This is a genomic window from Streptomyces sp. NPDC059649, from assembly GCF_042734445.1.
Lineage (GTDB): Bacteria > Actinomycetota > Actinomycetes > Streptomycetales > Streptomycetaceae > Streptomyces.
This window is the reverse complement of the sequence record NZ_JBHWDV010000036.1, coordinates 1-13,529: the sequence shown is the minus strand read 5'-3', so window position 1 is coordinate 13,529 and position 13,529 is coordinate 1. Positions and strand designations below refer to the sequence as shown.

Sequence of the window (13,529 nt, the reverse complement as noted above, 5' to 3'; positions counted from 1 at the left end):
ACGATCGGTTGTCCGCTCGGGTTCCCGCCGAAGTCACCGAAGTCACCGACGTCCATCGAAGGTCCTATGCCGCACACGCTCGCTTCCCTGGTCAACCACACCGCGCTCAAGCTGACCGTGCTCGCGGGCGAGGAGCGGTTGGACGTGCCGGTGCGCTGGGCGCACGCCAGCGAGCTGATCGATCCGGTGCCGTACATGGAGGGCGGCGAGCTGCTGCTGATCACGGCGCTGAAGCTGGACGCGGAGGACCCGGAGGCCACCCGCAGGTACGTGCGGCGGGTGGCGGAGGCCGGGGTGGTCGGGCTGGGCTTCGCGGTCGGGGTGAATTACGAGGACGTGCCGGAGCCGCTGGTGGCGGCGGCGCGGGAGCAGGGGCTGCCGCTGCTGGGCGTGCCGCGCCGGACGCCGTTCATCGCGATCAGCAAGGCCGTGTCGGCGGCGGTGGCCGCCGATCAGTACCGCGCCGTGACCGCGGGCTTCGAGGCGCAGCGGGAGCTGACCCGGGCGGCGCTCAGCGTCGAGGGCCCGGCGGAGTTGCTGGCCCGGCTCGCCGCGCATCTGGACGGCTGGGCGGCGCTGTACGACGCCTCGGGGGCCGTGGTGGCGGCCGCCCCCGACTGGGCGGCGCGGCGGGCGGCGCGGCTCGCGGAGGACGTGGCGCGGCTCCGGGAGCGGCCCGCGCCGGCGAGCTCCGTGGTGAGCGAGGCCGAGGGCGACGACCGCGTCGAGCTGCAGTCGCTGGGCACCGGCCGGCGGGCGCGCGGGGTGCTCGCGGTGGGCACCGGTGCGCCGCTCGGGACGGCCGAGCGGTACGCGGTGCACTCCGCGGTCGCGCTGCTGACGCTGACCACCGAGCGGTCCCGGGCGCTGCAGGACGCCGAGCAGCGGCTGGGCGCCGCGGTGCTGAAGATGCTGCTGGCGGGCGAGCCCGATCACGCACGGGCGGTGGCCGGGCGGCTCTACGGCGGGCTGCTGGACGCGCCGTTCCGGATGGTGGTCGCGGAGGCGGTGCCGGGGGAGGAGGGCGGCGGGTCGGCCGCCGCCCCGGCCTCCGGTACTTCTCGTGGTACTTCTCGTGGCAGTAGTACGGGCGCGGCGCTGGACGCGCTGGCCGATGCCATGGACTCGGCGGCCGCCCGCACCGGTGAGGCGGTGCTCGCGGTGCCGGACGGCGGCCGGCTGATCGTGCTGGTCGCGGACGGTGGCGCGGCGGCGGACGCCTGTGCGACGTACGCGGCGCAGGCCGAGGCCCGGGCCGGTGCGCAGTCCCGCACGCGCGGCCGGGCGGGGCGCACTGAACCGGGCGGCGGCGAGGGGCTGGCCGTCGGGCTGTCCGCACCGACCGGGCCGGCGGCCGCCGCGAACGCCTACCGGCAGGCCGAGCAGGCGCTGTCGGTGGCCCGCCGGCGCGGCCGGGTGCTGGTCGAGCACGAGGACGTGGCCGCCGGGTCCGTCCTTCCGCTGCTCGCCGACGACGCGGTCCGGGCGTTCGCGGACGGGCTGCTGCGGGCGCTGCGCGAGCACGACGCGACCGGCCGCGGTGACCTGGTGGCCTCGCTGCGGGCCTGGCTCGCACGGCACGGCCAGTGGGACGCGGCCGCCGCCGACCTGGGTGTCCACCGGCACACGCTGCGCTACCGGATGCGGCGCGTGGAGGAGATCCTGGGGCGGTCGCTGGACGACGCGGACGTGCGGATGGAGCTGTGGCTGGCGCTGAAGGCCACGTCGTCGACGGCGTCGTCGTCGCCATCGGCACCCTCGTCGCAGGGCGGGGAGTAAGCGGAGCGCCCCCGGCCGTGCCACGGGAGCGCACCGCACGTACAGCCGGCCCGCCCCCCAGCTACAGCCGCCCCCGACCACAGCCCCACCCCCGACCACACCCCCACTCCACCCGCATCCCGCCCACATCCCGCCCCACCCCCTCCACCACGGAGAGCCCCGCCCCCTGATTACGCCGCTTCGGACAAACGCCATCGAGGCGGCGCCCCCCTACCGTGGGGGCAGCAGTCAAAACCGCAGAGCCGCTCGCCGAGCCATGCGCACCACTCACCACGTCTGAAGGGCCGGGTTCCACTGTGCCGATCCCCACTGATGCAGCCCCCACCGCCTTCTGGCTCGCCGGCCGCGAGGCCACCGGCGAGGCCACCTTCGATGTCACCTCCCCCTGGGACGGACGTCTCGTCGGCACGGTGAGCGTGCCCACCGAGGACCAGGTCGAGGAGGCCGTCGCGGCCTCCGTCGCGGTCCAGGAGGAGTTCGCGGCGACCCCCGCGCACGTACGGGCGGCCGCGCTGGACCACGTGCAGCGCCGGCTCGTCGAGCGCACGGAGGAGATCGCGCGGCTGATCTCCGCGGAGAACGGCAAGCCCATTAAGTGGGCGCGCGGTGAGGTCGGCCGGGCGATCTCCGTGTTCCGTTTCGCGGCCGAGGAGGCCCGTCGCTTCAACGGCGGCGAGGCGCAGCGGCTGGACACCGACGCGGGCGGCGCCGGCCGGCTCGCGCTGACCCGCCGCTTCCCGCGCGGCACGGTCCTCGGCATCGCGCCGTTCAACTTCCCGCTCAACCTCTGCGCCCACAAGATCGCCCCGGCCATCGCCGCCGGCGCGCCGATCATCCTCAAGCCGGCCCCGGCCACCCCGCTGTCCGGTCTGATCCTCGGTGAGCTGCTCGCCGAGACCGACCTGCCGGCCGGTTCCTGGTCGATCCTCCCGGTGCCCAACGAGCGCATGGCGGCGCTGGTCCAGGACGAGCGGCTGCCGGTCGTCTCCTTCACCGGCTCCGAGAAGGTCGGTTACGCGATCCTCGACTCGGTGCCGCGCAAGCACTGCACCCTGGAGCTCGGCGGCAACGGCGCGGCCGTCGTCCTGCCCGACTGGTCCTCCGAGGAGGACCTGGACTGGGCCGCGCAGCGGATCGCGATCTTCTCCAACTACCAGGGTGGCCAGTCCTGCATCTCCGTGCAGCGGGTGATCGCGGACGCCTCGGTGTACGACCGGCTGGTGCCGAAGATCGTGGCGGCCGTCGAGGCGCAGGTCACCGGTGACCCGTCGGACGACGCGACCGAGGTCGGCCCGCTGGTGAACGAGGACGCCGCCAAGCGCGTCGAGGCGTGGGTGGACGAGGCCGTGCAGGGCGGCGCGAAGCTGCTCGCCGGCGGCAAGCGCGACGGTGCCTCCTACGCGCCGACCGTGCTGGAGAACGTGCCCGCGGGCACCACCCTCGCCTGCGAGGAGGTCTTCGGCCCGGTGCTCACCCTCACCAAGGTCGACGGCGTCGACGCGGCCTTCGCGGCGGTCAACGACTCCAAGTACGGCCTGCAGGCGGGCGTGTTCACGCACGACGCCAAGACCGCCTTCCGCGCCCACCGGGTGCTGGAGGTCGGCGGCGTGGTCATCGGCGACGTGCCGTCCTACCGCGCCGACCAGATGCCGTACGGCGGTGTCAAGCAGTCCGGCGTGGGCCGCGAGGGCGTCCGGTTCGCCATGGACGACTACACCTACGAGCGGGTGCTGGTCCTCACCGGCCTGGCCCTGTAGGACCCGCTGCCCCTCCGGGGGCACCTCCGGCGTCACCTCGAACCCGGCGTCCCCCGACGCCCCGACGCCCCCGACCCGGTCGGGACCGGTGGACAGCGACGGCCTTCCCTCGGGCCGAATCACCGTCCTGACCCCGGCCGGCGCACCCCCCGGCGCCGGCCCCTCGACGCGGCGCGCTCCGGCACCCTGTTTCCGGAGCGCGCCGCGTCCCCCGTTCTCCGGCACCGTTCCCCCGTCGTGCCGGATCTTGACCGTACGGCGCGGACCGCCCCGGCGCCTCCTGTCCCAGGTGGAGCCGCGGCCGTGTCCCAGGGGGGAGACCGGCCGGTACGTACAACCAGCGCGGTATGCGCACACCCCCCGAAGGGCCGATGACGCCGGGCCGGATCGCCGGCCCGCCGGGGCGCAGGCCCCGCATGGCCGGGAGGCACCGTTCCGGGCCGCGGCGGCCGGTACCTCCAGTGGTGCAAGCCGCGTGGATCGGGTAACTCTCACAAGTAGCGCTGTCCAGCGGCCGACCGGCCGCCGGCGCTGAACTCCCGACCCCGCGGCGAGGTGAGCTCCTGATGACCGCTCCATCCATCCGCAACGTTTCCGAGCGCGAAGCACGCCAGGTCGCCGAGGCGGCCCGCGAGCAGGACTGGCGCAAGCCGAGCTTCGCCAAGGAACTGTTCCTGGGGCGCTTCCGGCTCGACCTCATCCATCCGCACCCCACGCCCGCCGTGGACGACGTGCGCCGCGGTGAGAAGTTCCTCGCCACCCTGCGGGACTTCTGCGAGACGGAGATCGACAGCGCACGGATCGAGCGCGAGGGCAGGATTCCGGACGAGACGGTGCGCGGGCTCAAGGAGCTCGGCGCGCTCGGGATGAAGATCGACCCCAAATACGGCGGCCTCGGACTCACCCAGGTCTACTACAACCGCGCGCTCTCCCTGGTCGGCACCGCCAGCCCCGCCATCGGCGCGCTGCTCTCCGCCCACCAGTCGATCGGCGTACCGCAGCCGCTGAAGCTGTTCGGCACCCAGCAGCAGAAGGAGACCTTCCTGCCGCGGCTGGCCCGTACGGACATCTCGGCGTTCCTGCTGACCGAGCCGGACGTCGGTTCCGACCCGGCCCGGCTGGCGACCACGGCCGTGCCCGAGGGCGACGAGTACGTCCTCGACGGGGTCAAGCTGTGGACCACCAACGGCGTGGTCGCCGACCTGCTGGTCGTGATGGCCCGGGTGCCCGCCTCCGAGGGCCACAAGGGCGGCATCACCGCCTTCGTCGTCGAGGCCGACTCGCCCGGCATCACCGTCGAGAACCGCAACGCCTTCATGGGCCTGCGCGGCCTGGAGAACGGCGTCACCCGCTTCCACCGGGTGCGGGTCCCGGCCGCGAACCGCATCGGCCCCGAGGGCGCCGGCCTGAAGATCGCCCTGACCACGCTCAACACCGGGCGGCTCTCGCTGCCCGCGATGTGCGTCGGCTCCGGCAAGTGGTGCCTGAAGGTCGCCCGGGAGTGGTCCGCGGCACGCGAGCAGTGGGGCCGGCCGATCGCCAAGCACGAGGCCGTCGGCGCCAAGATCTCCTTCATCGCCGCCACCACCTTCGCCCTGGAAGCGGTCGTCGACCTGTCCTCCCAGATGGCCGACGAGAACCGCAACGACATCCGCATCGAGGCCGCCCTCGCCAAGCTCTACGGCTCCGAGATGGGCTGGCTGATGGCCGACGAACTGGTCCAGATCCGCGGCGGCCGCGGCTTCGAGACCGCTCCCTCGCTCGCCGCCCGCGGCGAACGCGCGGTCCCCGCCGAGCAGATGCTGCGCGACATGCGGATCAACCGGATCTTCGAGGGCTCCACCGAGATCATGCACCTGCTGATCGCCCGGGAGGCGGTGGACGCCCATCTGTCCGTCGCCGGTGACCTCATCGACCCCGACAAGTCCTTCGCCGACAAGGGCCGGGCGGCCGCCAAGGCCGGCGGGTTCTACGCCCGCTGGCTGCCCAAGCTCGTCGCCGGGCCCGGTCAACTCCCGCGTACGTACCAGGAGTTCGGCATCCTCGCCGGGCATCTGCGGTACGTCGAGCGGACCTCGCGCAAGCTCGCCCGGTCCACGTTCTACGCGATGTCCCGCTGGCAGGGCCGGATGGAGACCAAACAGGGCTTCCTCGGCCGGATCGTCGACATCGGCGCCGAACTCTTCGCGATGAGCGCCGCCTGCGTCCGCGCCGAGCACCTGCGCGAGACCGCCGACCACGGCCGCGAGGCCCAGCAACTGGCCGACGCGTTCTGCCGGCAGGCCCGGATCCGGATCGAGGAGCTCTTCGGCCGGCTGTGGACCAACACCGACGAACTCGACCGCAAGGTCGTCTCCGGCGTCCTGGACGGCAGCTACGGCTGGCTGGAGGAGGGCATCGTCGACCCCAGCGGCGACGGCCCGTGGATCGCCGACGCCACCCCCGGCCCGAGCGCCAAGGACAACGTCCACCGCCCCATCGGCTGAACCACACCCGGGCCCGGTCCGCCGCTGATCGGCCGGACCGGGCCCGGCCTGTGCCCTCCGTGTCCACGGCACCTCCGCGACCGGCCACAATGGACCCCATGACGGACTCCCTCGCCCATCCGCACCTGCGCTTCGAGCCGGCCGCCGGCGATCCCGACGGCCCGGTCCGGCCCCGCTCCCTGGTGATCCTCGGCTCGACCGGCTCGATCGGCACCCAGGCGATCGACATCGTGCTGCGCAACCCCGACCGCTTCCGGGTGAGCGCGCTCTCCGCGGCCGGCGGCCGGCCCAAGCTGCTCGCCGAGCAGGCGCACCGGCTGCGGGTGGACACCGTCGCGGTGGCCCGCGAGGACGCGGCCCCCGCGCTGCGCGCCGCGCTCGCCGACCGGTACGGCCCGGGCGAGAAGCTCCCCGAGATCCTGGCCGGCCCCGACGCCGCCACCGAACTCGCCGCCTCCCCCTGCCACACCGTCCTCAACGGCATCACCGGCTCCATCGGCCTCGCCCCGACCCTCGCCGCCCTCAAGGCGGGCCGGGTACTCGCGCTGGCCAACAAGGAGTCCCTGATCGTCGGCGGCCCGCTGGTCAAGGCCGTCGCCCGGCCGGGCCAGATCATCCCCGTCGACTCCGAGCACTCCGCGCTCTTCCAGGCGCTGACCGGCGGCGACCGCGCCGAGGTCCGCAAGCTCGTGGTCACCGCCTCCGGCGGCCCGTTCCGCGGCCGTACGAAGGCCGAGCTGGCCGGGGTCACCCCCGAACAGGCGCTGGCCCACCCCACCTGGTCCATGGGCCCGGTCGTCACGATCAACTCCGCGACCCTGGTCAACAAGGGCCTGGAGGTCATCGAGGCGCACCTGCTCTTCGACGTCCCCTTCGACGCGATCGAGGTCGTCGTCCACCCGCAGTCCTTCATCCACTCGATGGTGGAGTTCACCGACGGCTCCACCCTCGCCCAGGCCAGCCCGCCCGACATGCGGATGCCGATCGCACTGGGCCTGGGCTGGCCCGACCGCGTCCCGGACGCCGCCCCCGGCGTCGACTGGACCACGGCGCAGACCTGGGAGTTCTTCCCGCTGGACGCCGAGGCCTTCCCGGCCGTACCGCTCGCCTGCCACGTCGGCTCCCTGGGCGGCACCGCACCGGCCGTCTTCAACGCCGCCAACGAGGAATGCGTGGACGCCTTCCTCAAGGACGGGCTGCCGTTCACAGGGATTGTGGATACGGTCGCGGAGGTGGTCGCCGAACACGGCACGCCCGCCTCGGGAACTTCCCTGACCGTCGCGGACGTCCTGGAGGCGGAGACCTGGGCGCGCGCCCGCGCCCGCGAACTGGCCGCCCGTGCGGCACGGACACCCTCGGAGGCTCGCGCATGACGACCTGGATGACCATCCTCGGCATAGTCGTCTTCGTCGTCGGCCTGCTGTTCTCCATCGCCTGGCACGAGCTCGGCCACCTCTCCACGGCCAAGATGTTCGGCATCCGCGTGCCGCAGTACATGGTGGGCTTCGGGCCGACGATCTTCTCCCGCAAGAAGGGCGACACCGAGTACGGCATCAAGGCCATCCCGCTCGGCGGCTACATCCGCATGATCGGGATGTTCCCGCCCGGGGACGACGGGAAGCTGCAGGCCCGCTCCACCTCGCCGTTCCGCGGCATGATCGAGGACGCCCGCTCGGCCGCCTTCGAGGAACTGCAGCCCGGCGACGAGAAGCGGCTCTTCTACACCCGCAAGCCCTGGAAGCGCATCATCGTGATGTTCGCCGGGCCGTTCATGAACCTGATCCTCGCGGTCGTGATCTTCATGAGCGTCCTGATGGGCTTCGGCATCAACACCCAGACCACCCAGGTCGGCTCCGTCTCCGACTGTGTGATCTCGGCCGCCGCCAAGACCGACAAGTGCCCGCACGGCGCCAAGGACTCCCCGGCCAAGGCCGCCGGCCTGCGCGCCGGCGACAAGATCGTCACGTTCAACGGCCACGACGTCCCCGACTGGGGCGCCCTCCAGCAGCAGATCCGGGACACCACCGGCCCCGCGACCCTGGTCGTCGAGCGGCACGGCGTCCGCAAGACCCTGCACGCCGAGCTGATCAAGAACAAGGTCGCCAAGACCGATGGGCACGGCGGCTACGTCCCCGGCCAGTTCGTCACCGCCGGCTTCCTCGGCTTCACCCCGGCCAGCGGCGTGGTCCAGCAGTCCTTCGGCCAGTCCGTCGACCGCATGGGCAACATGGTCGAGCAGGGCGTCTCCTCCCTGGTCAACCTGCCCGGCAAGGTCCCGGACCTGTGGAACGCGGCCTTCAACGGCGGCGAGCGCAAGCAGGACTCCCCGATGGGCGTGGTCGGCGCAGCGAGGGTCGGCGGCGAGGTCTTCTCGCTGCACATCCCGCCGGAGCAGCGGGTGGCGACCATGCTCTTCCTGGTCGCCGGGTTCAACCTCTCGCTGTTCCTGTTCAACATGCTGCCGCTGCTCCCGCTCGACGGCGGGCACATCGCCGGCGCCGTGTGGGAGTCCATCCGCCGGGCCTTCGCCAAGATCGTCCGGCGGCCGGACCCCGGACCCTTCGACGTGGCCAAGCTCATGCCGGTCGCCTACGTCGTCGCCGGGATCTTCATCTGCTTCACGCTGCTGGTGCTGGTGGCGGACGTGGTGAACCCGGTCAAGCTCACCTGAACCGGATATCCGTGCCGGCCGGGCCCGCCGCCACCGTATGGGCGCGCCCGGCCGCCTCCGTTAGTGGGGGCGCACGGCCTCGATGTGCTCCGGGCGAGCCCGGTGCCGTAATCTCGGAGGCCGGAGCCCGCCGATGCGGGGCCTTGATCCATACCTTGGGGTTGCTCGCCAGATGACTGCCATTTCACTGGGAATGCCGGACGTACCGACCAAGCTCGCCGACCGCCGGGTCAGCCGCAAGATCCACGTCGGTACGGTCGCCGTGGGCGGAGACGCACCGGTGTCGGTGCAGTCGATGACGACGACACGGACCTCCGACATCGGCGCGACGCTGCAGCAGATCGCCGAGCTGACCGCCTCCGGCTGCCAGATCGTCCGGGTCGCCTGCCCGACGCAGGACGACGCCGACGCGCTGTCCGTGATCGCCAAGAAGTCCCAGATTCCGGTCATCGCGGACATCCACTTCCAGCCGAAGTACGTCTTCGCCGCCATCGACGCCGGCTGCGCCGCGGTCCGGGTCAACCCCGGCAACATCAAGCAGTTCGACGACAAGGTCAAGGAGATCGCCAAGGCGGCCGGCGACGCCGGCACCCCGATCCGCATCGGCGTGAACGCCGGCTCCCTCGACCGGCGCCTGCTGCAGAAGTACGGCAAGGCCACCCCCGAGGCGCTGGTCGAGTCCGCGCTGTGGGAGGCGTCCCTCTTCGAGGAGCACGGCTTCCGCGACATCAAGATCTCGGTCAAGCACAACGACCCGGTCGTGATGGTCAACGCCTACCGCCAGCTCGCCGCCCAGAGCGACTACCCCCTCCACCTCGGCGTCACCGAGGCCGGCCCCGCCTTCCAGGGCACCATCAAGTCCGCGGTCGCCTTCGGCGCGCTGCTCAGCGAGGGCATCGGCGACACCATCCGGGTCTCGCTCTCCGCGCCCCCCGTCGAGGAGGTCAAGGTCGGCATCCAGATCCTGGAGTCGCTGAACCTCCGCCCCCGCCGCCTGGAGATCGTCTCCTGCCCGTCCTGCGGCCGTGCCCAGGTCGACGTCTACAAGCTCGCCGACGAGGTCACCGCCGGTCTGGAGGGCATGGAGGTCCCGCTCCGCGTGGCCGTCATGGGCTGCGTCGTCAACGGCCCCGGCGAGGCCCGCGAGGCCGACCTCGGCGTCGCCTCCGGCAACGGCAAGGGCCAGATCTTCGTCAAGGGCGAGGTCATCAAGACCGTCCCCGAGTCGAAGATCGTCGAGACCCTCATCGAAGAGGCCCTGAAGATCGCCGAGCAGATGGAGAAGGACGGCGTCGCCTCCGGCGAACCGGTCGTCACCGCCGCCGGCTGACCCGCCCCACAGCCCACCCGAGCCCCGCGCCCACCCCGGGCCGCGGGGCTCACCGCTGCCCGGACCGGCCCCCCGGGCAGCGCACGGGTGCCCCGCGCGGACGCGAGGTAAAGTGCCAAGACCTGCTCCCGCCTGGCCTCCCAGGCCCGTCACGGTGAGGCAAACCGAGAAGTGCTGACGACCACCACCATCAAGGTTCTCGAACCAGGGGACCTCGACGATGCGCTCGCGGTCCTCGACCGCGACCCGGTCGCCAACGCCTTCGTCGCCGCCCGCGTCCAGGTCGCCGGCCTCGACCCCTGGCGGCTCGGCGGCGAGATGTGGGGCTGGTACCTCGGCGGCCGGCTGGAGTCGCTCTGCTACGCCGGCGCCAACCTCGTCCCCGTCTGCGCCACCTCCGAGGCCATCCGCGGCTTCGCCGACCGCGCCCGCCGCCAGGGCCGGCGCTGCTCCTCCATCGTCGGCCCGGCCGGCCCGACCACCGAACTCTGGTCGCTGCTGGAGCCGTACTGGGGACCGGCCCGCGAGATCCGCGCCCACCAGCCGCTGATGGTCACCACCTCGCCGTCCACCGAGATCGCCCCCGACCCGTACGTCCGGCGGATCCGCAAGAACGAGATGGACCTGATCATGCCGGCCTGCGTCGCCATGTTCACCGAAGAGGTCGGCATCTCCCCGATGGCCGGCGACGGCGGGCTGCTCTACCAGGCCCGGGTCGCCGAACTCGTCGGCTCCGGCCGCTCCTTCGCCCGCGTCGAGGACGGCAAGGTCATCTTCAAGGCGGAGATCGGCGCCGCCACCCCGCGCGCCTGCCAGATCCAGGGCGTCTGGGTCGACCCCGCGCACCGCGGCAAGGGCCTGTCCGAGACCGGAATGGCGGCCGTGCTCCGCTATGCCCTGAGCGACGTCGCGCCGGTCGTCAGCCTCTATGTCAACGACTTCAACACCGCTGCCCGGGCCGCCTACCGCCGGGTGGGCTTCGAGGAAGTCGGCGCGTTCATGAGCGTACTGTTCTGACCCCCGGCCTTGTACGCTCCGACCATGGATGATGTCGCGGTCGGCCCCCTCGATCTCGCCGCCCGCGTGGACGATGCGCTCGCGGTGCAGGCGCTCGCCTTCGGCCTGAGCGAGGAGGAGATCGCCGTCCGCCGGCACATCGTCCTGCGCCACCTCGACTGCCCCGGCGCCCGGGCCCTGGGCGCCACCACCCCCGCCGGCCGGCTCGTCGGCTTCGTCTACGGCATGCCCAACGACCGCACCCACTGGTGGTCCACGGTCGTCGAGCCCTATCTGCGCAGCGAGGGCCTCGACCACTGGCTCGACGACTCCTTCACCATCACCGAGCTGCACGTCCACCCCGCCTACCAGCACCGCGGCCTCGGCCGGGCACTGATCACCCGGATCACCGACGGCGCCGGCGAACCCCGCTCCATCCTCTCCGCCATCGACGTCGAGAGCCCCGCCCGCAAGCTCTACCGCTCCCTCGGCTACCACGACCTGGCCCGCCGGGTCCTGTTCCCGAGCGCCCCGACCCCGTACGCGGTGATGGGCGCGGCCCTGCCGCTGAAACGTCCCTGATCCGCCGCCACGAAGTCGCCGGCACCGGAACAGGCACGCCCCCACTCGGCCGACCACGTGGGCGGTATCCCAGCCGTATCCCATTTCCGCCGGGCACACCCCTGCGGCTAACCTCCAGGGAGTCACCTTTCTTACGCAGGAGAAACTCCCATGGCCAACGCCGCACAGGTCCAGCGCATGTCCCGCTTGATGATCAAGACACTGCGCGACGACCCGGCCGACGCCGAGACCGCCAGCCACAAGCTGCTCGTCCGCGCCGGGTACGTCCGCCGCTCCTCCGCCGGCATCTGGACGTGGCTGCCGCTGGGCAAGAAGGTCCTGGAGAACGTCTCCCGCATCGTCCGTGAGGAAATGGACGCCATCGGCGGCCAGGAGGTCCTGCTGCCGGCGCTGCTGCCCAAGGAGCCCTACGAGACCAGCGGCCGCTGGGAGGAGTACGGCGACCTGCTCTTCCGCCTCAAGGACCGCAAGGGCGCCGACTACCTCCTCGGCCCCACCCACGAAGAGATCTTCACCCTCACGGTCAAGGACCAGTGCACGTCCTACAAGGACCTGCCGGTGATCCTCTACCAGATCCAGATCAAGTACCGCGACGAGGCCCGCCCCCGCTCCGGTGTGCTGCGCGGCCGCGAGTTCCACATGAAGGACTCGTACAGCTTCGACACCACCGACGAGGGCCTGGCCCAGTCCTACGCGCTGCACCGCGAGGCCTACGAGAAGATCTTCCGGCGCCTGGGCCTGGACTACCGCATCGTCTCCGCCGTCTCCGGCGCGATGGGCGGCTCGGCGTCCGAGGAGTTCCTGGCGCCCGCGACGGCCGGCGAGGACACCTTCGTCGACTGCCCGGCCTGCGACTACGCCGCCAACACCGAGGCCGTCACGGTCACCGTCGAGCCCGCCGACGGCAGCGTGCACGGCCCCGTCGAGGAGCTGGACACCCCCGACACCCCGACCATCGAGTCGCTCGCCGAGTTCCTCGGCGTACCGGCCTCCGCGACGCTGAAGAACCTCCTGGTCAAGGTCGACGGCGAGATCGTCGCGGTGGGCGTCCCGGGCGACCGCGAGGTCGACCTGGGCAAGCTCGGCGAGCACCTCGCGCCGGCCACCGTCGAGCTGGTCACCGCCGAGGACTTCGTCGACCGCCCGGACCTGGTCCGCGGCTACGTCGGCCCGCAGGGCCTGGCCGGCAAGGCCTTCCGCTACCTCGCCGACCCGCGCGTCGCCCCCGGCACCGCCTGGATCACCGGCGCCAACAAGGACGGCGTGCACGCCAAGAACGTGGTCTGCGGGCGCGACTTCGAGGTCGACGACTACCTCGACGTGGTTGTCGTCGAGCCCGGCGACCCCTGCCCGAAGTGCGGCACCGGCCTGAAGATCGACCGCGCCATCGAGATCGGCCACATCTTCCAGCTCGGCCGCAAGTACGCGGACGCCTTCGAGCTCGACGTGCTCGGCCAGAACGGCAAGCCGACCCGGGTCACCATGGGCTCGTACGGCATCGGCGTCTCCCGCGCGGTGGCCGCGCTGGCCGAGCAGACCCACGACGAGAAGGGGCTGTGCTGGCCCCGCGAGGTCGCCCCGGCCGATGTGCATGTCGTCGCGGCGGGCAAGGCCCAGCAGACCGAGCTCGCGCTGCAGATCGGGGACCGGCTCGGCGACGCCGGCCTGCGGGTCCTGGTCGACGACCGGGCCGGGGTCTCGCCGGGCGTGAAGTTCACCGACGCCGAACTGCTGGGCGTGCCCACCATCGTGGTCGCCGGCCGGCGCGCCGGCGAGGGCGTGGTCGAGGTCAAGGACCGCCGCACCGGCGAGCGCGAGGAGCTGACGGTCGAGGAGGCCGTCGCCCGGCTCAGCGCCTGACCCGCCGGGTAACGCCCGACACCAGAACGCCGCGGGGGGGGCCCGCGCCCCCCCCCGCCGGGCCCCCG

9 protein-coding genes are annotated in these 13,529 nt (G+C 72.5%); all 9 read left to right on the top strand.

Annotated elements, in window-relative coordinates:
- The first annotated feature begins 66 nt into the window (after positions 1 to 66).
- The 9 genes from ACFV1J_RS29050 (at position 67) to ACFV1J_RS29010 (ending at position 13,461) form a co-directional block, all read left to right on the top strand.
- Entirely contained in the window at positions 67 to 1,779 is a 1,713-nt protein-coding gene (locus ACFV1J_RS29050; protein WP_385862951.1) for a PucR family transcriptional regulator, read from the top strand.
- A 296-nt stretch (positions 1,780 to 2,075) separates the two neighbouring features.
- The gene (locus ACFV1J_RS29045) at positions 2,076 to 3,536 is read left to right on the top strand and encodes an aldehyde dehydrogenase family protein (protein ID WP_385862949.1); all 1,461 of its coding nucleotides are present in this window, start codon (positions 2,076 to 2,078) and stop codon (positions 3,534 to 3,536) included.
- 566 nt (positions 3,537 to 4,102) lie between these two features.
- Positions 4,103 to 6,022 carry an acyl-CoA dehydrogenase family protein gene (locus ACFV1J_RS29040; RefSeq protein WP_385862947.1) on the top strand — a complete coding sequence of 640 codons (1,920 nt, stop codon included), beginning with the start codon at positions 4,103 to 4,105 and terminating at the stop codon, positions 6,020 to 6,022.
- A 98-nt stretch (positions 6,023 to 6,120) separates the two neighbouring features.
- Positions 6,121 to 7,395 (top strand): 1-deoxy-D-xylulose-5-phosphate reductoisomerase, encoded by a 1,275-nt coding sequence (dxr, locus tag ACFV1J_RS29035; RefSeq protein WP_385862945.1) that lies wholly within the window; start codon positions 6,121 to 6,123, stop codon positions 7,393 to 7,395.
- Positions 7,392 to 8,693: a M50 family metallopeptidase gene (locus ACFV1J_RS29030; protein ID WP_385862943.1), complete on the top strand. Its 1,302-nt coding sequence runs from the start codon at positions 7,392 to 7,394 to the stop codon at positions 8,691 to 8,693. The genes dxr and ACFV1J_RS29030 overlap by 4 nt, the downstream gene beginning before the upstream one ends.
- A gap of 172 nt (positions 8,694 to 8,865) precedes the next feature.
- Positions 8,866 to 10,023, top strand: coding sequence for a flavodoxin-dependent (E)-4-hydroxy-3-methylbut-2-enyl-diphosphate synthase (gene ispG, locus ACFV1J_RS29025; protein WP_385862941.1), 1,158 nt, complete (start codon positions 8,866 to 8,868; stop codon positions 10,021 to 10,023).
- Positions 10,024 to 10,194: 171 nt separating this feature from the next.
- On the top strand, positions 10,195 to 11,040 hold the full coding sequence (locus ACFV1J_RS29020) for a GNAT family N-acetyltransferase (protein ID WP_385862939.1): 846 nt from the start codon (positions 10,195 to 10,197) through the stop codon (positions 11,038 to 11,040).
- Positions 11,041 to 11,064: 24 nt separating this feature from the next.
- Complete coding sequence (locus tag ACFV1J_RS29015; RefSeq protein ID WP_385862938.1) at positions 11,065 to 11,601, top strand: GNAT family N-acetyltransferase; 537 nt, start codon at positions 11,065 to 11,067, stop codon at positions 11,599 to 11,601.
- 150 nt (positions 11,602 to 11,751) lie between these two features.
- Complete coding sequence (locus ACFV1J_RS29010; RefSeq protein ID WP_385862937.1) at positions 11,752 to 13,461, top strand: proline--tRNA ligase; 1,710 nt, start codon at positions 11,752 to 11,754, stop codon at positions 13,459 to 13,461.
- The last annotated feature ends 68 nt before the right edge of the window (positions 13,462 to 13,529 follow it).

Coding starts and splice junctions, on each gene's coding strand:
- ACFV1J_RS29050 (WP_385862951.1), top strand. CDS start 67: ATGCCGCACACGCTCGCTTCCCTGGTCAACCACACCGCGCTCAAGCTG.
- ACFV1J_RS29040 (WP_385862947.1), top strand. CDS start 4,103: ATGACCGCTCCATCCATCCGCAACGTTTCCGAGCGCGAAGCACGCCAG.
- dxr (WP_385862945.1), top strand. CDS start 6,121: ATGACGGACTCCCTCGCCCATCCGCACCTGCGCTTCGAGCCGGCCGCC.
- ACFV1J_RS29030 (WP_385862943.1), top strand. CDS start 7,392: ATGACGACCTGGATGACCATCCTCGGCATAGTCGTCTTCGTCGTCGGC.
- ispG (WP_385862941.1), top strand. CDS start 8,866: ATGACTGCCATTTCACTGGGAATGCCGGACGTACCGACCAAGCTCGCC.
- ACFV1J_RS29015 (WP_385862938.1), top strand. CDS start 11,065: ATGGATGATGTCGCGGTCGGCCCCCTCGATCTCGCCGCCCGCGTGGAC.
- ACFV1J_RS29010 (WP_385862937.1), top strand. CDS start 11,752: ATGGCCAACGCCGCACAGGTCCAGCGCATGTCCCGCTTGATGATCAAG.